The organism is Propionibacterium ruminifibrarum (assembly GCF_900289195.1).
GTDB classification, from domain to species: domain Bacteria; phylum Actinomycetota; class Actinomycetes; order Propionibacteriales; family Propionibacteriaceae; genus Propionibacterium; species Propionibacterium ruminifibrarum.
Genome location: NZ_OMOH01000007.1, coordinates 34,789 through 52,459 on the forward strand (window position 1 = coordinate 34,789; position 17,671 = coordinate 52,459).

20 protein-coding genes are annotated in these 17,671 nt (G+C 70.2%); 13 read left to right on the forward strand and 7 right to left on the reverse strand.

Translation table 11 applies throughout. From position 1 onward, the window contains the following. Nucleotides 1-115 precede the first annotated feature (115 nt). The 5 genes from PROPJV5_RS09125 to PROPJV5_RS09140 form a co-directional block, all read right to left on the reverse strand. A complete protein-coding gene (locus PROPJV5_RS09125) occupies nt 116-1,003 on the reverse strand; it encodes a LysR family transcriptional regulator (protein ID WP_119716044.1) in 888 nt (295 codons plus the stop codon). Nucleotides 1,004-1,051: 48 nt separating this feature from the next. Next, a complete protein-coding gene (locus PROPJV5_RS12565; RefSeq protein WP_182858664.1) occupies nt 1,052-1,204 on the reverse strand; it encodes a hypothetical protein in 153 nt (50 codons plus the stop codon). A gap of 2 nt (nt 1,205-1,206) precedes the next feature. Continuing rightward, on the reverse strand, nt 1,207-2,265 hold the full coding sequence (locus PROPJV5_RS09130) for a cytochrome P450 (protein ID WP_119716045.1): 1,059 nt from the start codon (nt 2,263-2,265) through the stop codon (nt 1,207-1,209). Between the two features lie 154 nt (nt 2,266-2,419). Beyond that, a complete protein-coding gene (locus PROPJV5_RS09135; RefSeq protein ID WP_119716046.1) occupies nt 2,420-4,390 on the reverse strand; it encodes a Spy0128 family protein in 1,971 nt (656 codons plus the stop codon). Nucleotides 4,391-4,582: 192 nt separating this feature from the next. Beyond that, on the reverse strand, nt 4,583-5,659 hold the full coding sequence (locus PROPJV5_RS09140) for a threonine aldolase family protein (RefSeq protein WP_119716047.1): 1,077 nt from the start codon (nt 5,657-5,659) through the stop codon (nt 4,583-4,585). Between the two features lie 337 nt (nt 5,660-5,996). Here PROPJV5_RS09140 and PROPJV5_RS09145 point away from each other — a divergent pair, with 337 nt between their 5' ends. The 8 genes from PROPJV5_RS09145 to PROPJV5_RS09180 all read left to right on the forward strand — a co-directional run bounded on the left by PROPJV5_RS09145 (nt 5,997) and on the right by PROPJV5_RS09180 (nt 11,997). Continuing rightward, nucleotides 5,997-6,773, forward strand: coding sequence for an SDR family NAD(P)-dependent oxidoreductase (locus PROPJV5_RS09145; RefSeq protein WP_119716048.1), 777 nt, complete (start codon nt 5,997-5,999; stop codon nt 6,771-6,773). 111 nt (nt 6,774-6,884) lie between these two features. Continuing rightward, the gene (locus PROPJV5_RS09150) at nt 6,885-7,469 is read left to right on the forward strand and encodes a sugar O-acetyltransferase (RefSeq protein ID WP_119716049.1); all 585 of its coding nucleotides are present in this window, start codon (nt 6,885-6,887) and stop codon (nt 7,467-7,469) included. Beyond that, nucleotides 7,466-8,227 carry an alpha/beta hydrolase family protein gene (locus PROPJV5_RS09155; protein WP_119716050.1) on the forward strand — a complete coding sequence of 254 codons (762 nt, stop codon included), beginning with the start codon at nt 7,466-7,468 and terminating at the stop codon, nt 8,225-8,227. The genes PROPJV5_RS09150 and PROPJV5_RS09155 overlap by 4 nt, the downstream gene beginning before the upstream one ends. Nucleotides 8,228-8,381: 154 nt before the next feature. Then, nucleotides 8,382-9,272 (forward strand): ParA family protein, encoded by an 891-nt coding sequence (locus PROPJV5_RS09160; RefSeq protein ID WP_119716051.1) that lies wholly within the window; start codon nt 8,382-8,384, stop codon nt 9,270-9,272. Continuing rightward, complete coding sequence (locus PROPJV5_RS09165; RefSeq protein WP_119716052.1) at nt 9,257-9,565, forward strand: hypothetical protein; 309 nt, start codon at nt 9,257-9,259, stop codon at nt 9,563-9,565. The genes PROPJV5_RS09160 and PROPJV5_RS09165 overlap by 16 nt, the downstream gene beginning before the upstream one ends. A gap of 2 nt (nt 9,566-9,567) precedes the next feature. After that, on the forward strand, nt 9,568-10,491 hold the full coding sequence (locus PROPJV5_RS09170; protein WP_119716053.1) for a segregation and condensation protein A: 924 nt from the start codon (nt 9,568-9,570) through the stop codon (nt 10,489-10,491). Then, on the forward strand, nt 10,488-11,279 hold the full coding sequence (scpB, locus tag PROPJV5_RS09175; RefSeq protein WP_239018454.1) for an SMC-Scp complex subunit ScpB: 792 nt from the start codon (nt 10,488-10,490) through the stop codon (nt 11,277-11,279). The genes PROPJV5_RS09170 and scpB overlap by 4 nt, the downstream gene beginning before the upstream one ends. Further along, nucleotides 11,248-11,997, forward strand: a complete 750-nt coding sequence (locus PROPJV5_RS09180; RefSeq protein WP_119716054.1) for a pseudouridine synthase — start codon at nt 11,248-11,250, stop codon at nt 11,995-11,997. The genes scpB and PROPJV5_RS09180 overlap by 32 nt, the downstream gene beginning before the upstream one ends. 120 nt (nt 11,998-12,117) lie before the next feature. On the opposite strand, the gene PROPJV5_RS09185 is transcribed toward PROPJV5_RS09180, so the two are convergent. After that, a complete protein-coding gene (locus PROPJV5_RS09185) occupies nt 12,118-12,486 on the reverse strand; it encodes a VOC family protein (protein ID WP_119716055.1) in 369 nt (122 codons plus the stop codon). Nucleotides 12,487-12,612: 126 nt separating this feature from the next. On the opposite strand from PROPJV5_RS09185, the gene PROPJV5_RS09190 reads away from it, so the two are divergent. Both PROPJV5_RS09190 and PROPJV5_RS09195 read left to right on the forward strand, forming a co-directional pair. Further along, on the forward strand, nt 12,613-13,134 hold the full coding sequence (locus PROPJV5_RS09190) for a MarR family winged helix-turn-helix transcriptional regulator (RefSeq protein ID WP_119716122.1): 522 nt from the start codon (nt 12,613-12,615) through the stop codon (nt 13,132-13,134). Between the two features lie 86 nt (nt 13,135-13,220). Further along, nucleotides 13,221-14,273 (forward strand): FKBP-type peptidyl-prolyl cis-trans isomerase, encoded by a 1,053-nt coding sequence (locus tag PROPJV5_RS09195; protein ID WP_147385417.1) that lies wholly within the window; start codon nt 13,221-13,223, stop codon nt 14,271-14,273. A gap of 4 nt (nt 14,274-14,277) precedes the next feature. Here the strand turns inward: PROPJV5_RS09195 and gluQRS are convergent, their stop codons facing one another. After that, nucleotides 14,278-15,207 (reverse strand): tRNA glutamyl-Q(34) synthetase GluQRS, encoded by a 930-nt coding sequence (gene gluQRS / locus PROPJV5_RS09200; RefSeq protein WP_119716057.1) that lies wholly within the window; start codon nt 15,205-15,207, stop codon nt 14,278-14,280. A 70-nt stretch (nt 15,208-15,277) separates the two neighbouring features. Between gluQRS and PROPJV5_RS09205 the strand changes: the two genes are divergently transcribed. The 3 genes from PROPJV5_RS09205 (at nt 15,278) to PROPJV5_RS09215 (ending at nt 17,666) form a co-directional block, all read left to right on the forward strand. Beyond that, nucleotides 15,278-16,237: a helix-turn-helix transcriptional regulator gene (locus tag PROPJV5_RS09205; protein WP_119716058.1), complete on the forward strand. Its 960-nt coding sequence runs from the start codon at nt 15,278-15,280 to the stop codon at nt 16,235-16,237. Then, entirely contained in the window at nt 16,234-17,244 is a 1,011-nt protein-coding gene (locus PROPJV5_RS09210; RefSeq protein WP_119716059.1) for a helix-turn-helix transcriptional regulator, read from the forward strand. Before PROPJV5_RS09205 ends, PROPJV5_RS09210 begins: the two co-directional genes overlap by 4 nt. A 134-nt stretch (nt 17,245-17,378) precedes the next feature. Continuing rightward, a complete protein-coding gene (locus tag PROPJV5_RS09215) occupies nt 17,379-17,666 on the forward strand; it encodes a twin-arginine translocase TatA/TatE family subunit (protein WP_119716060.1) in 288 nt (95 codons plus the stop codon). Nucleotides 17,667-17,671: the final 5 nt, after the last annotated feature.

Sequence of the window (17,671 nt, forward strand, 5' to 3'; positions counted from 1 at the left end):
GTGGCCAGGTACGGCGCCGAGATGACGGCCGGGTCACGGGTCGGGTGGTTCCGGGAGGGTTCTCTCCCACAGCCCATTCTGGGACGCACGTGTCCCGGCATCCAATACCCATGTCCTAGAGTCCGCCATGCCCGGACTGCATGACGCGTAGCAGGTCGAGGAATGCCGTGGGGACAGCGCCCCCGGGACCGCCCTTCTTCCAGGCGAACACTGAGCTCATGGTCAGAGCCGGGGACAGCGGACGGAAGGCGAAGCGGCGCGGATCCAGGTGTGTCACCGCACCATCGATGGTCAGGGCCGAGGCCGTGCCCGACTCGACCAGTGTGAGCGCCGTGGGCAGCAGGTTGACGGTGCAGGTGATGTCGAGACGCTCAACCGGCATGCCCAGCCAGCTGATGATCTCGCCGGCCAGTTCCGGGCGGCCACTGCTCACCAGGGGCCGGCCGACCAGGTCCTGGGGCACGATCGAGTCCCTGCGCGCCAGCTCGTCGTCGCTGCGGGTGAGCAGCCCCCAGCGCTCCCTGACGCCGAGCCGGATGTAGGCGTAGTGCGAGACGTCGACCGGTTCCAGCATGATCGCGAAGTCGAGCAGGCCGGCGTCGAGACGCTCCTTCACGTACTCGGCGCTGTTCGTGTAGAGCTCGAAGCCGACACCCGGGTGTCGGCGGCGGAACGTGCCCATCGCGGCGGGCAGGATCCGGGTTGACGACAGATCACCGCTGCCGATCGAGACGGTGCCGGTCAGCTCGGTGCCGTCCCGGAACTCGGTCTCGACCTTGTCGGCCAGTGCGAGCAGTTCCTCGGCGCGCCGTGCCAGGCGCCGCCCGGCATCGGTGAGCTCAAGACGTCGGCCGCGCCTGAACAGGCTCGTGCCGAGCTCCTTCTCGAGGGAGGCGATCTGGCGGCTCAGTGTCGGCTGGGTCAGGTGCAGTGCCTCGGCTGCCCGGGACATGTTCTCCTCGCGGACGACCGTCAGGTAGTAGCGCAGCACCCGCAGCTCCATGGCGCCAAATCTACCGGTGGGGGCGTGACACCTGCCGATGGCGCGGTTCTAGCGGCGGTAGCCGATCACCCAGGTCACCGCGTAGGCGATGGTCGCCGTGACGAGCAGCGCGCCGATCATGACGATGCTCGTCTCGTACAGGGGCATGCTCGCATGAGCGAACGATCCGGCCACGTGCAGGGCGAACAGCGCGGCGGCCACAGTCACCCTCGGGCGCGCAGCACGATGGGCAGTGACTCCCAGCCGCCCAGCGGGAACTGTGCCCGGACGCCCTCGCCGGCCGCCTCGACGCGGAAACGCGACAGCAGGGCGCGGGTCAGGACCCGCAGCTCCAGGGTCGCCAGCGGTCGGCCGGGGCAGGCGTGCGGCCCCGTGCCGTAGACGAGGTTCTTGTCGGCGTTCCCCTCGGGGTCGTAGCGGTCGGGGTCGCCGAAGGCCTCGGGGTCGCGGTTCGCCCTGGTCCAGTTGATGACCACCTGGGTGCCGGCCGGCACGTCGCGGCCGGCGACGTGGACGTCCCGCGTGGTGACGCGGCGGTTCGAGGTGAACGGGTCGTCGATCCGCAGCACCTCGTCGATGGCCGCGTCGAGTCCGGCGTCGTCGAGGCCCTCCCACTCGTCCTGCATCTGAGAGTGGGTGACGAGCCAGTGCGCGAGGACACCGACGCACAGGGCCAGCGAGCCGAGATCGCCGCCGGTCCAGTTGCGCAGGATCGACACGAGTGCCGGATCGGGCAGCGGTTGGCCATCCCCGTCGCGAAGGTGGACGAGTTCCCAGGTCAGATCGTGCGGGGCGTCCGGGGCCCGGTGCGCGGTGACGATCGAGGTGATGATGCGGTCGAACCACTCGGCCACCTCGCGGGTTCGGGCCAGCTCGCCCGAGCGCGTGGCCTCGTGGTTGGCGCCCATCCACTCGATGAGTTCGTCCTCGAGGTCGGGCGACCAGCCCAGCCACGCCGACTGGCTGCGGACCGCGTACCTGGAGCCCAGGTCGTTCACCGCGTCCAGCGCGGCGCCGTCGAAGAGCGGGTCGAGCAGGCCGGCGCAGACCCTCTCCAGGAGCGGGCGCAGCGCGGCCATCCGCTCGGGCGAGAAGAACGGGGCCAGGAGCCGGCGCATCGCCGTGTGCTCGGTCCCATCCATGCCATTGGGCACCTGAAGGAAACGCGAGACGTGACTCGAGTAGGTGACCGGGTCCTGCGCCACGGCGACGGCCTCGGCATGGGTGTCGATGACTGGACGCTCGGTCTGCTGGTCGGTCATGGTGTGCCTCCTGGTGCGGCCCGGCCCGGGCCACCTGCGGTTCTTTTTCCCTAAGATTACCGGAGAAATTACTTCCGCGTAGGAACGCTCACGCAGTGGTGAGTACGTGAATCGAGGCCTCGCCACGCACCGGGCGCCGTCGTCCGCCGCGGCGTCAGTGGCGCTTGCCGTGCAGGCCCATCGCCGTGCCGACCGTCACCATGACGACCCCGGCGCCCATGACCAGCGCGGAGCTCTCGGCACTGATCAGCGGGATGGTCCCGCCGGAGGGCTCTTCCTGGGTCGACTCGGCCGCGGGGCCGCCTGAGGCGGATGCGTCGGGGTCGGGGGACGCGCCCGGGGACGGAGCACTGCTGGCCGAAGGCGACGGTGACGGGGTGTCCGAGCCCTGGATGTTCGAGAACACGACGCCATCGGGATCGGTGATGATCGTCGCCACCGGGTTGGTGCCCGATTCGTCGGCGCTCACGCGCACCTCGACATGCTCGGTGTGCGTGTCGTAGGTGATCTGGTCCCTGGTGACGGTGCCGTCGTCCCCGGCGTCCCCGGCGCCGTCGGGGACGACCTCGACGATCGTGTACTCGGTGCTCGAACCGATGCTGTCGTGGTCGAACTGGGGCGGGGTGAAGGCGAACGAGCCGTCGGCGAGGTTGGTCGTCGTGGCGACCAGGTCGCCGGACGCGTCAGTCATCTGGAAGGTGAACTGGCCTTCCTGCAGCTCACCGCCCTCAAGCGTCGTCGTGCCCGTGATGGTGGCGCTGGCGCTGGCCGTCACGGCGACCTCGACGGTCACGGCGGCCTCGTAGCCGCCGGATCCGTAGTAGGCGCGGGGCGCGTAGTAGTAGGTGGCCTGGTAGACCCCGGGCGTGGCCGTGTCGACGTTGGTCTCGACGCGCACGTCGGAGCTGTCGACGCCGACGTCCGATCCGGCGTGGTCATGGATCCAGCCCAGATTGTCCGCGGGAGACCACGAGGCGCCGAGCGGTACCGTGCTGCTCACGGCGCTGATCACCTGGCGCACCTGCACCGTGGCGCCGTTGCTGGTTGCGTCGGTGAAGTGAAGGACGTCGCTCGCATAGGTGTACGAGGCGGCCAGGCCGTCGCTCGTGCTCTCGTCGGGCTCGACTTGCCATCCGGCGTCGCGGATGGCCGACTTAACCCGGGCGAGGTCGAGCGAGACCGTCCCGCCGGTGAAGAGCCTGTCGTCGGCGCTGGCGGCATGGGCGTCAGAGGCGTCGTCCGTCGCGATGTTCGAAACCGTCAGGTCAGAGGCCTGCATCGTGGGCATGAGGGACTGGATGGCATCGGGCGCGTTGGAGGACGCCCGGTACTGGCCCGTGCTGGTGAGGGGACTGGTGCCCTCGGCGTCGGTCACGCGGCGGGCGAAACGGATGCGTGTCGACGCATCGGCGCCGGCGGGGGAGAGGACCCTCTCGTCGATGCCGACCCACGAGACGCGAGTGAGGTCAAGTTCATCCTGGTTGGCCAGTGACAGGGGGATGGTCAGCGTGAACGTCTCCCCGGGGGAGAGGGTGCCGGTGAATTCGAGTGCCTGAAGCGCAGACCAGTCGCCACCGGTCGAGGCCGACCATTCGTCGTAGGGACTGAACGACTCGGTGGACGAGCCATAGGCGATCTCGACGCCGGTGGTGTCTGAGTCCGGGCTCAGGCCATCCTTGCCGGTTCCGAGCCGTGCGGCGTCGACGAGGAGCCGGGGGGCTCCAGTCTCGGCCGGGTACGAGGACGGCAGGGCCACGGCCACATCGAGGTCGTCGATCGGCTCGTCGCCGGTGTTCGACAGCTCGACCACGGCGTTGAGGTCGACGAACTCGTCGATGTCGACGATCGACAGGGCCGGTGAGGAACCGGCTGCCGCGGAGCGGTTGGACTCCGCGATGCCGCCGCCGCGGTTCGACGCGGTGAAGTACGTGGTGTGCGTCAGGGAGCCATCGGTGAGTGCGGCGGTCGTGGTGTCCGTGCCGGTGTAAATGGCAGTGGTGGGATCAGCCATGGCGGCCGGCGTGCTCACCCCGAGCAGGCACGTGAGTACCGTGATGGCGGCGATGCCGGCACGCGCGGCCCAGGAGCGGGCGAGCGCTGCGAGCCGGCGACCAGTCGAGCTCATAGAATCCGCCAATCGATACTCCGGTGAAATGATCCGCACAGGATCTTATCAATGACCCTGAGAAAAATTAAGGGTGTCCATGGCTCGGAGCCGGGGGACTCCCTGGCCGGGAGGGGCAGTCTGGGGATGGTGCACCAGGGTGTTCCCCTCATTCGATCCCGAGAGGTTGCGTGGGGCCGACGGTGCGCCGGGTCACTCACGGCCAGTCGACATCGCGCGGGTGCCGACGTCTGCGGGCAGCGCGGCCACCGCTGCGGCCAGGGAGTCGACCTCATGGTCACGGGTGCTCCAGCTGGTGCAGAAGCGGACACAGTGGTGGTCCTCGTCCACCCGCTGCCAGTACTCGAAACCGAAGCCTTCGGACAGGGCCTCCAGCTGTGCCGAGGTGAGGACGACGAACTGCTGATTGGTCGGGCTGTCCAGGAATGCCGGGACGCCCGCCTCGGCGAAGACCCGCGCGATGCGCAGGGCCCTGGCGTCGGCCTCGGCCCCGATCCGCCGGTAGAGGCCATCGGTGAAAAGCGCCTCGAACTGAAGGCCCAGCAGCCAGCCCTTGGCCAGCATGGCGCCGTTCTGCTTCATCTGGTTGCGGAAACCGGTGCGCATGGCCGGGTTGACGAGCACGGCTGCCTCGCCGAACAGGGCCCCGCACTTGGTGCCGCCGATCGTGAAGACGTCGGCCAGGGCCGCCATGTCGGCCATGGCGACGTCATTGCCCGGCGAGCCGAGCCCGTAGGCCAGCCGGGCGCCGTCGATGAACAGGAGCAGTCCGTGCTCGTGAGCGGTCCGCGAGATCGCGGCCAGTTCGTCCCTGGAGTAGAGGGTCCCGAACTCGGTGGGCTGTGACAGGTACACCAACGCCGGCTGGGTGATGTGCTCGGCGACGGTGCTCTCCTGGGAGTCGAGTGCGGCGCGTTCTACCTGGGCGGCGCTCAGCTTGCCGTCGACCCCGGGAACGACCTCGACCTTGTGGCCGGTGTGTTCGACGGCCCCCGCCTCGTGCTGGGCGATGTGGCCGGTGTCGGCGCTGAGAACGCTCTGCCAGGGGCGCAGCGCGGCTGCGATGATCGTGTAGTTCACCTGGGTGCCGCCCACCAGGAAGTGGACATCGGCGTCGGCCCCGCCCAGCGCGGCCCGGATCAGGCCGGCTGCGCGGGCGCAGATCTCGTCGGCGCCGTAACCGGGGAAACTCGACTCGTTGGCGTCGGCGATCGCCTGCAGGACCGCGGGGTGGGCACCGCGGTTGTAGTCATTGGTGAACAGGATCAACGCGCACCCCCGTATCGGCGGCCGCCTCATCGTCGCGACCTGACACGATAGTGCACCGGCTCGTGGGCTCCTCCGACTGTCCATCGTCGGGGCGTCCGGCACGTCCTGCCGCCCGAACTGCGGACAGGGTCTTGTGCTCGGCCGCCGTCACCGAATATGTCTGCCTGAGGCACCGATCCCGTCACTCATCGAGACACGGGCCGGGCAGGCGGTTCTGACGATTCTGTCGCCGGACGGTGTGCGATGATGCGCGCGGCGCCCGGAAGGACGCCGGAGGTGCCAGTGGCACAGTGTGAATGATGATCCCGCGAACCCTCCGCGGAGACAGGAGTTCTTCATGGACAGGAATTACTTCGACCTGGATGGGCGCGTTGCGCTCGTCACCGGCTGCTCGACCGGTCTCGGAGTTCAGATGGCCGAGGCCCTCGCTGCGGCCGGGGCGAAGATCGTCCCCGTGGCCCGGCGTACCGAACTCATCAACTCCGTCGCCAAGCAGATCTCCGACGAGTTCGGTGTCGAGACCCTGCCGATCCGCTGCGACATCACCAGCACCGACGAGGTCGACGCCGTGGTCGACAAGGTGTTGGAGCACTTCGGGCGGATCGACGTCCTCGTCAACAATGCCGGCACCGGTGCCATCGGTAACGCCGAGGACATCACCGACGAGCAGTTCGCCCATGAGCTCGAGGTCGACCTGTTCGGCACCTTCCGCGTGGCCCGCGCCGTGGCGAAGAAGGCGATGATCCCGGCCGGCTACGGTCGCGTCATCAACATCGCCTCGATGTACGGTCTGGTGGGCAACATGGTCGCCGGTTCGGCCCCCTACCACGCCGCCAAGGGCGGTGTGGTCAACCTGACGAGGGCCCTCGCCGCCGAGTGGGGCAGGCACGGCATCACCGTGAACGCGATCTGCCCCGGCTACTTCTACACCGACCTGACCACGGAGACGCTCGACAGCGACTTCTTCCAGGAGCACGCCAAGGTCACCATCCCGGCCCAGCGCTACGGGCAGTCCGGGGAGCTCGACACGGCGGCGCTCTTCCTCGCCTCACCGGCCTCTAGCTACGTCAATGGCACGGCCATCCCGGTCGACGGGGGATACACCGCGATCTGAGCTCGCATCGGGTCACCGTGACCGGGACCCATGACCGGTCACGGTGACCCGCGATCGGGTGACGGGCCATGGTGGGGCGAATCATCGTGGCGTATGGGCAAGGAACGTGAGATGACGGAACTGGAGAAACTGGACGCCGGGCAGGAGTACGACTTCCTCGACGCGGAGGTGGCCGCGCGCAAGGAGAACGCCCTGCGCCTGTGCCAGGAACTCGAGCGGGTGGACGCCGCTGACTTCCCGGCCCAGGAGGTCGTCGCCAAGAGGCTGCTCGGCTCCACCGGGGAGCACGTCTACCTGCAGCCGGGGTTCCGGTGCGACAACGGCCAGAACATCCACGTCGGCGAGGCCTTCCTCACCAACTACAACGTGACGATTCTTGACATCATGCCGGTGCACATCGGCGACTACTGCATGATCGGTCCCGGCACGACGATCTCCACCGTCGGCCATCCGCTCTCGCCGGCCGGCCGCCGCGCGCACCTGGCCAAGGGCGAGCCGGTGACGATTGGCGACGACGTGTGGATGGGCGCCAACGTGGCCGTGATGCCCGGCGTCACGATCGGATCCAACGTGGTCATCGCTGCCGGGGCCGTCGTCACGAAGGACGTCCCCGACAACGTGATCGTGGCCGGGGTGCCCGCCCGAGTCGTCCGCGCCATCGACGACGACGTCGACACCAGGGGCACGGCACGATGAGCACCGGCCGGCGGGCGCTGGAGCTCTGCTTCGAACGCGACGGGCTGCGCATCCGCGGCGAACTCCACCTGCCCGCCGGCGACGGCCCGTTCCCGGCCACCATCTGCAGCCACGGCTTCGGGGCGACCAGCGCCACCGTCGAACCCTATGCACGCTTCCTCGCCGAGCACGGCGTGGCCGGCTACCGGTTCGACTTCTGCGGCGGATCCAGTCACAGCCGCAGCGACGGGAGCCTGAGCGACCAGTCGGTGCTCACCGAGGCCGCCGACCTCGAGGCCGTTCTCGACGGGATCAGGGCCCAGCCGCTCGTCCGGCCCGACGAGGTCTTCCTACTGGGAGCCAGCCAGGGAGGGTACGTCTCGGGCATCGTCGCCGCGCGGCACCCGTCCGCGGTGCGGGGGCTGGTCATGCTCTACCCGGCGCTGGTCATCCCCGACGACGCCCACGAGCGATACGCGAGCCCGGACGACGTGCCCGAGCGCCCCGTGCTGTTCGGCGTGCCGATCGGGCGGCGCTACTACACGGACGCCTGGGGCCTCGACCCCGACCGGGACCTGGCCGGCTACGAGGGAGAGGTCCTCATCGTCCACGGCGAGCAGGACGAGACCGTCCCGCTCCGGTACTCCGAGCGGGCGGCCGGTCGCTACCCCCGGGCCCGGCTGGTGTCGATCCCCGGGGCCGGCCACGGCTTCCACGGCGAGGCGCTGAGCACGGCCGAGCGGGCGATCCTCGACCTGGTCGTCACGGCGCTGGGCTGACTGCCCGGCGGGGGAGGGACGTGCCGGCCCGGGCCTCTCCCGGTGTGTTCCCGGGCGCTGCCGCCGGGCGCAGGGTCACCCACTACTTGAGGGTGTGCGCACCGTCGCCCGGCGCCGCTACTCTGGGCCCAGGAGCGTCACGAGGAGCCAATTGATGACATCGGAGAATCTACCCGGACTGGATGAGGCAGCCGACCAGGCCGAGGAGTTCGATGCGATGGGCCGGCCCATGCCGGAACTCGTCGTGCCCGAGCAGCCCGATGGTCCGGGCAGGGCGACGGTCATCGCCCTGTGCAACCAGAAGGGCGGCGTCGGCAAGACCACGACGACGATCAACCTCGGTGCCGCACTGACCGAGCTGGGCCGCACGGTGCTGCTCGTCGACTTCGACCCCCAGGGCTCTGCCTCCCTCGGCCTCGGCGTGCACCCGCACACCCTCGACAAGAGCATCTACAACCTGCTGCTGAGCGACCAGGACACCTTCGACGACGTCGTCCTGCCCACCAATGTCCCCGGCATGGACCTCATGCCCGCCAACATCGACCTGTCGGCCGCCGAGGTGCAGCTCGTCGGCGAGGTGGCCCGCGAGCAGACCCTCAAACGTGTCCTCGACCCGGTGCGCGACCGCTACGACTTCATCCTCATCGACTGCGCCCCCTCCCTGGGCCTGCTCACCATCAACGCGCTGACCGCCTCCGACCGCGTCATCATCCCGCTCGAGTGCGAGTACTTCGCCCTGCGCGGCGTCGCCCTGCTGTCCGACACCATCAACAAGGTCATCGACCGGCTCAACCCCGACCTGCGGGTGCTCGGCGTCCTGGCCACCATGTTCGACAGCCGCACCGTGCACACCCGAGAGGTGCTCGACCGGGTCCTGGAGGTCTTCGGCGATGACGTCTTCCACACCGTCATCCGGCGCACGATCCGGTTCCCCGAGACCACTGTTGCCGGCGAACCCATCACCACCTACGCCTCGAGCTCACCGGGCGCAGCCGCGTACCGCACGCTCGCCAAGGAGGTGCTGGTCCGGTGCCACGAAGGGTGAGCCTGCCCGGGGCGGAGGAGTTCTTCCGCCCCACCCAGGGGGCCGCCTCATCCCGCGCCACGCCCGAGGAGACCTCAGGCACGAGCGGGCGCGTGCGCCACGACGAGAAGATCACCATCTATCTGTCCGGCGCCGAACTCCTCGAACTGGAACAGGCCCGGCTGAGCCTGCGCGCCCAGTACGGGGCCGCGGCGGACCGGGGCCGTGTCGTCCGCGAGGCCATCGCCATCACACTGGCCGACCTCGCCGAGAACGGCGAGAACTCCCAGCTGGTCAAGCGGTTGAAGGGCTGAGGATGACCCGGGCCCCCGACGACGTGCAGGACCAGAGGGCCGACCGCGGCGCCGAGCACGACTTCCACGTGAGCCTCGACAACTTCGACGGCCCCTTCGACCTGCTTCTGCAACTGATCAACAAACACAAGCTCGACATCACCGAGGTCGCCCTGTCCCGGGTGACCGACGAGTTCATCGCCCAGGTCAGGGCCGCCGGCGAGCGATGGGACCTGGAGCGCACGAGCAGCTTCCTGGTCGTCGCGGCGACCCTGCTCGACCTGAAGGCCGCCCGGCTGCTGCCCAGCGGTGAGGTGGACGACCCCGAGGACCTCGCCCTGCTGGAGGCCCGCGACCTGCTGTTCGCCAGGCTGCTGCAGTACCGCGCGTTCAAGCAGGTCTCGGCACGCTTCGCGGCCCTCATGGACGCCGAGGCACGCCGATTCGCCAGGCCCGGCGGGCTCGAGGACGACTTCCGCGGGCTGCTGCCCGAGGTGAGCATCCCCGGCGGCGCGGAGCGCCTGGCCCGCCTGGCCGTCCGGGTCTTCTCCCCGCCCGAGGTCGTGACGATGCCATTGGAACAGCTGCACGTCGTGACCGTCAACGTCGGCGAGCAGGCCCGGATCCTCGTCGACAGGCTGCGCCGCCTCGGCCAGGCGAGCTTCCGCTCGCTGACAGCCGACGCCGACAGGATGACCGTCGTCGCCCGGTTCCTGGCCCTGCTCGAACTCTTCCGCCAGGCCGCGGTGGCCTTCGAACAGTTGACCCCCCTGGGGGAGCTGACCGTGCGCTGGACCGGCCAGGCCGACGGGGAACTGACCATCAGCGACGAGTTCGACGTGCCGGCCGGCCAGGAACCGGCCGAGTCAGCGCCGGGCGGGACGGACGACGCAGACGACAAGGGCCCCGGCGAGGGGCCCGGGGAGTTGGCAGGAGCACGACCATGAGTGATGAGGGACAGCCGATGCCGGGGACCGCTCACCAGCCGGACACCACCGCGGCCGAGTCCGCGGACGCCGCCGGCGGCGACCGCGTGCCACGCCCGGAGGAGATATCCGGGCTGCTCGAGGCCCTGCTCATCATGAGCGAGGAACCCGCCGACGAGACGGCGCTCGCCGAGGCCGTCGGCGCCCCGACCGAGGTCGTCAGGGAGGCGCTCGACGGGCTCGCCCGCTTCTACGACGAGAGCGGTCGCGGCTTCCAGCTGCGGCGCGTCGGCGGGGGATGGCGCTACCACACCCGGCCCGAACACCACGACACGATCGCGGCCTGGGTGCGTTCCGGCGGCCAGAACCGGCTCACCCAGGCGTCCATGGAGACCCTCGCCGTCATCGCCTACCTGCAGCCGGTGCCCCGATCGCGCGTCTCGGCCGTGCGAGGCGTCAACGTCGACGGCGTCGTGCGCACGCTGCTCGCCCGGGGCCTCATCGACGAACAGGGGGCCGACGCGTCCACCGGCGCCGGCCTGCTCGTGACGACCGACTACTTCCTCGCGCGGCTAGGCTTGGACAGCCTGGAGCAGCTGCCCGACATCGCGCCGCTCCTACCTGAGGCCTCCGTGCTCGAAGCGGAACTCGCCCATCTCGCGCGACCCGCCGAGGACACCGAGGAGCAGGACGGGCACGAGGACGAGTCAGGCCCCGGCGCGCCCGGGGCCGGACCGGCGATGGGCGCGCCGGGGAAGGAAGAGGAGCGAACGCACGATGAGCCAGACCAACAGCAGCCAGGCGAGTGAGGGGATCCGACTGCAGAAGGTGCTCTCGCAGGCGGGCGTGGCGTCGCGTCGGGCCAGCGAGATCATGATCGACGAGGGCCGCGTCGAGGTGAACGGGCGCATCGTGACCGAGCAGGGCATGCGCGTCGACCCCGAGCGCGACACGATCCGTGTCGACGGCGCCCGCATCCCCGCCCCGCGCCGCCACATGTACCTGCTGCTCAACAAGCCCCGCGGGGTCGTCTCGACCATGGACGAGTCGCAGGACCGCGGGACGCTCGCCCAGTACGTGCCCCGTCACCAGCGTCTCTACCACGTGGGGCGTCTCGACACCGACACCGAGGGCCTCATCATCCTGACCAACGACGGCGAGTTCGCCCACCGCCTGGCCCACCCCAGCTACGAGGTGCGCAAGACCTACCTGGTCGAGACAGAGGGGGTCATGGACAGCAAGACCCTGCGCCGCCTCGAGAAGGGCCTGCGCCTGGAGGACGGGCCGATCAAACCGGACCGGGTGAAGCTCGTCTCGCGCGGCCCCTCCCGCACACTCGTCCAGATCACCCTTCACTCGGGGCGCAACCGCATCGTGCGGCGCATGATGGACTCGGTCGGTCACCCGGTACGAAGGCTGGCCCGCATCGGGATCGGCCCGGTCAGGCTCGGCGACCTGGCCAGCGGCGACACCCGCGAACTCACGCGCGAGGAACTGGGCACCCTGCTCGACATCATCGGCATGTGACACCTGCCCGCGTCCGCGGGCCGCACGGCCGTTCTTGCTTCATCGGCTCCCGGCGCGGACGACCCGGGTCGAGCGCAGGGTCTGGATCGGAGGTGGGGCGGCACGGCAGCAGAACCGGGCCTACGCCCGGTCGTGGACCGTGACGGCGTACCCGTCCGGGTCGGCGAAGGTGAAGAACACGCCGAAGGGTCCCTTCTCCGGTGGACGGAGAATCGGCACCCCGAACTCGCTCAGGGCGTCGTGCAGGGCCTGCGCGTCAGCGCAGTGCAGCCACAGGGACACGCCCGTGCCCGGACGGCCGACGCCGTCCAGGTCGGTTCCGGGCAGTGGTGTGCGCACGGCGAAGGGGATGGGCGTGGTGTCGAAGACGACGGCTCCCGGCTGTGACACCGGGGCCCGGCGCAGACCGAGACGGTCTTCGTAGAAGGCGGCGGAACGCTCGATGTCGCTGACCTGCAGCGCGATGAAGTCTGGGCCGGTGATGGTCATGAGTGGTCTCCTCTCCGGGGTGACCCGAGCCCTGCCTGGATGTGGCTCGGGAACGGTCAGTTCACTTCATGTCAAGGTACTGACATGATGATTTTGGGTCAAGATACTGACATGCACAATGGCGACATGGCAGACACGGAACGCCGCGATGCCGGCCGGGCCGGGTTCGGCGATCGGGCCGGTGGTGACCGCCGCATCGAGGACGAGAGCGGCTTGGGCGCCCTGGTGGGGTATCGGCTCAAACAGGTGCAGGCCGCCCTGCGATCCCGTATTGACGCGGTGCTGCGCCCACTGGGACTGACGACGCCGCAGTATGCCTGTCTGGAGCTGCTGGGCCGCAGTCCCGGGGCCTCCGGGGCGGAGCTTGCCAGAGGTGCCTTCGTGTCACGTCAGACCATGAATGTCGTGCTGCGCAGCCTCCAGGACCAGGGTCTCGTTGCGCACTCACGAAGGATGGGCGGTGGCCGGGCTCAGCCCCTGGAGCTGACGTCACAGGGGGACGAGCTGTGGCGGCGTGCCGCGCAGCGTGTGGCAGGGGTCGAGGCGCTGATGGTAAGCCGGCTCAGTGATGAGCAGGGCCGTGACCTCCACAGGGCGCTGACCGCCTGCGCCGAGGCGCTCGAGGGTTCCTGCGCAGAGCACGCGTAGGTGGGCGGCGCTGCCGGAAGGCCCGACACAGGACATCAACACCCGTTACCAACGTCATGACCAACGGCAGCTAGTAGCATGACCGCGTGCTAGTTCATCCCAGCGGATCCGACCCACGCCGCGCGCGGGCCCAAAGGTGGCTCGCCGCGATCCTGCTCGTCCCGCTCGTCCTGGTGGGCGCCTCAGGATGCGGCAGCGACGAGGAGTCCTCGGACGCCTCGTCGTCCCCGGCCACGAGCGCCGAGCCCAGTGAGTCGACGAGCCAGGCTCCCCCGACGATCATCGACAACCTCGACCAGATCAGCGTCGAGGGCGAGGTCGGACAGGCCCCGACCGTCAGTGCCACGTGGCCGCTGGGCGTCGACGAGACGATGAGCACGGTCCTCGAGCAGGGCGACGGCACACAGGTCGCCGAGGGCGGCACCGTCGAGGTCAGCTACTACGGGGTCAACGGGCGTACCGGCGACGTCTTCGACGAGAACTACAGTTCGGGCCAGACCGCCACCTTCTCACTCGACCAGGTCATCACCGGCTTCTCGAAGGGCCTGGCCGGCAAGCACGTGGGCGACCGGGTCCTCATCGGCGTCTCCGGCGCCGACGGCTACGACTCCGCCGGAGGTGCGACGAGCGCCGGCATCGAGGTGGGTGACACGCTCTTCTTCGTCGTCGACATCGTCTCGACCGTCCTGACCGAGCCGGCCGGCGACACGGTCACCGTCGATGACGCGAACCTGCCCACCGTCTCCTGGGGCGACGGCATCAACAAGCCCTCCGTGTCGATCCCCTCCGGCGTCGACGCCCCGAGCGAGCTCACGGTGCAGACCCTCATCAAGGGCGACGGGGCCGAGATCGCCGACACCAGTGCGACGATCACCGTCAACTACCTCGAGGTGGCCTACTCCGACGGGCACGTCATCGAGTCGACCTACAACGACGGCGACCCGGCCCCCGAGACCGGTGTCCTCAGCTCGCTCATCGACGGGTGGCAGCAGGGCCTCGTCGGGCAGACGGTCGGCAGCCGTGTCCTGCTCGTCGTTCCCGGCTCACTGGCCTACCCGGACGGCAACGAGAGCCCGGCGATCGACCCGAATGCGACCCTCGTCTTCGTCGTCGACATCCTCTACCAGCAGACCGCCTGACCCGTCAGGGCGCGGCGGGGACGGGGGCGACCCACTGCTGCGCCAGCGCCGGGTCGGTGAGCCGCCCGGCGTCGCCGGCCAGCATCCCCAGCAGGGCCCGGGGGCTCTCGGCGCGCGGCAGCCCGCAGGAGTCGCACAGCAGCCAGAAGACCCGACGCGCGTCCATGCCGGATGCCTCCAGCTCGGTGAGCGTCACGGCGCCGTCGCGCTTGGCCAGGCGCTCACCGCGGGCGTTCACGACGAGACCGACATGGGCGTACTGCGGCGCCCGGCCGCCGAGCCTCTCGGTCAGCCACGCCTGGCGCGGGGCCGAGTCGAGCAGGTCGGCGCCCCGCGTCACCTGGGTGACCCCCTGGACCATGTCGTCCACGACGACCGCCAGGTTGTAGGCGGGCGCCCCGTCGTTGCGCCACAGGACGAAGTCGTCCACCTCGGCCGATACGGTGCCGGCGAAGCGGTCCCAGGCCTGCTGGACGGCACCGCCGGCCCATACGCGGAACGCCGGCGGCCGGGTGCGGCGCCTGACCCGGCGCTCCTCCTCGCTGAGGTTCGCGCACGTGCCGGGATAGGGGCGCCGGCCGGCGTGGGGCGCGCTGGACGCCTCGGCGATCTCACGGCGGGTGCAGAAGCACTCGTAGCCGTCCAGGCCCGCCGTGGCGTCCCGGTACAGGTCCAGCCGCTCGCTCTGGCGCACGACGGGGCCGTCCCAGTCCAGGCCGATGGCCTCCAGGTCGCGCAGCTGCCGGTCGGCGACCCCGGGGGCGGCCGCCACCCGGGCCCGGTCGAGGTCCTCGAGGCGCACGATGAAGTCGAGTCCGTCCGCGCGGGCGAAGAGCCAGGCCAGCAGAGCCGTGCGCAGATTGCCCAGGTGCAGGTCGCTGGTCGGCGATGGGGCGAACCGCCCCGCCCCGCGGCGGCTGGAAGTACTCACCAGACCATGGTGGCACGGCGGTCGCCGTGCGGGCCCCGCATGCTGCGGCAGGGGCGCTGGTACCGTTCACGGTGTGGCGCAACGAACATCCGAGAGGCTCGTCAACCTGACGATCGCCCTGCTCAGCGCCCGCCACTGGGTGAGCAAGGACCAACTGCGCGAGCTCGTCTCCGACTACCGCGACATGAGCCCCACCAACTTCAACCGCACCTTCGAACGCGACAAGAAGGCGCTGCGGTCACTGGGCGTGCCGATCATCACCGGCAGCGATGACGGCTACTTCAAGGACGAGCCGGGGTACCGCATCTCCCGTCGCGACTTCGAGCTGCCGCCGGTCAGCTTCGACTCCGACGAACTGTCGGCCCTGGCGCTGGCCTCCCGCGTCTGGCGCGAGGCCACCGCGGCCGACGACACGATCAGCGCCATCGCGAAGCTGCGCGCAGCCGGCGCCCAGGTGGACTCGCACCGCTTCGAGGCCCTGGCGCCGCGCATCAGCGCAAGTGAACCGGCCTTCGACGTGTGCTGGCAGGCCACCCTCGACCGCACCCGCATCGGATTCCGGTACCGCGGCGGCGACGAGCTGCGCACCGTCCAGCCCTGGAAACTCACCTGGCGCCGCGGCAGCTGGTACCTGCTCGGGCTCGACGAGGCCAGGCGGGCCCCGCGGATGTTCAAACTCGGACGCATCAGCTCCGGCCCGGACACGATCGGCGAATCCGGGGCCTTCACCATCCCCGCCGGCACCGACGTGGACGCCCTCTCGCGCTCGCTGGAGCCCTCCGAGCCCGACGCGAGTGCCCTCATCGCCGTGCGGAGCGGGTTCCAGCCCTGGCTGACGCGGCGCGGGACCCTGACCAGCAGCGGCATCGACCTGCCCGAGGACTTCCAGTGCTGGCGGATCCCCTACGCCTCCGGCGACGACCTCGCCGCGCAGATCGCCGCGGCCGGGCCGGACGCGGTCGTCCTGGAGCCGGATGACCTGCGTGCCGAGGTCGTCCGGCTGCTCAAGACCAGTGCGGGGAGGCCGGCATGAGCACCAGTGCGGAACAGGTCCAGCGCATGCTCGCCGAGGTCCCCTACCTGATGAGCAACCCCGGCGCCACCGTCGACGAGGTCGCCAGGACCTTCGGCATCACCCCGGCGCAGGTCGGCAAGGACCTGCAGGCCCTGTGGATGTGCGGGCTTCCCGGCCAGGGCGGGGGAGACCTCATCGAGATCGACATGGACGCCGTCGAGGACGCCGGCGTCATCCGCCTGAGCAACGCCGACTACCTCTCACGCCCGATGCGCTTCACTCCCGACGAGGCGACGAGCCTGATCGTCGCCCTCAGGGCCGTGGCCGAGGTCGCCACCGGTGCGCTCGCCGACGCCGCGGTCCGCGCCGGCCGCACCCTCGAGAACCTCGTCGCCGAGGCGCCGACCGACCGCGTCGACCTGCGTCTGGCCACGGGCGACGACACCATCCGGGCCCGGCTGCGGCAGGCCATCGAGTCTGGAGAACGGGTGCGGCTGGTCTACGACAACGCCCGCCGCGGGCGCACGACACGTCCGCTCGTCGACCCGGCCGTCATCGAGGTGCGTGAGGGCGCCGCCTACCTGCACGCCTGGTCCCTGGCCGAGGACGACCCGGGGCGCGGGCCGTCGGGCGAGGACGAGGACGCGACGGGTGGGGGCTGGCGCACCTACCGGCTCGACCGCATCAACGGGATCGAGCAGACCGCCGAGCCGGCAGCGGACCACGGCGATGCGCCCGTGCAGCGCCCCTGGTTCGATGACGCCCAGCAGACCGTCACCCTCGACCTGGCGGCCTCCGCCCGCTGGATCGTCGAGTACTACCCGACGACGAGCGTCGAGGAACTGGGCGGCGGGGCCGTGCGCGCCGTCTTCCCGGTGGGCGACCCCGGCTGGGTCGACGGCGTGCTGCTGCGTCTGGGCGACCAGGTACTTGCCGTGGACCCGGCCGAGGCGGCGCGCGGAGCCCGTGACCGGGCGGTCCGCGCACTGGAGATCAACCGGGACCTCTTTGGGGATTCCGCGTAATCTTGGCGTGCAGGCATTGTGAGCAGCGTGGGCCCGGGCGGCCCTCCCAATGCCGACGGACACCAGAGCCGCCGATGTCGGTGGCAGCAGAACACCCGCGTCGGCTCGCCGGCGCCCTACAAGGGAGACGTGACATGAATCTCGGCTGGCAGGAGCTCCTCATCGTCCTGGTCATCGCCGTCCTGCTCTTCGGCGGTACCAAGCTGGCCGGCCTCGGCCGCGCCTCGGGCAAGGCCATCCGCGAGTTCAAGGAGGAGACCGAGGGTCTCAGCGCCAAGAAGAAGGCCGAGGAGGCCCCTGCCGTGACCCAGGCCCCGGCCCAGCCGCAGGCCCAGCAGCCCGTTCAGCCCCAGCCGCCGGCCCAGCAGGACGGTCAGGTCGTCGAGGGCGAGGTCGTCAACCCGACCACCGACAACGCCTGACCGGC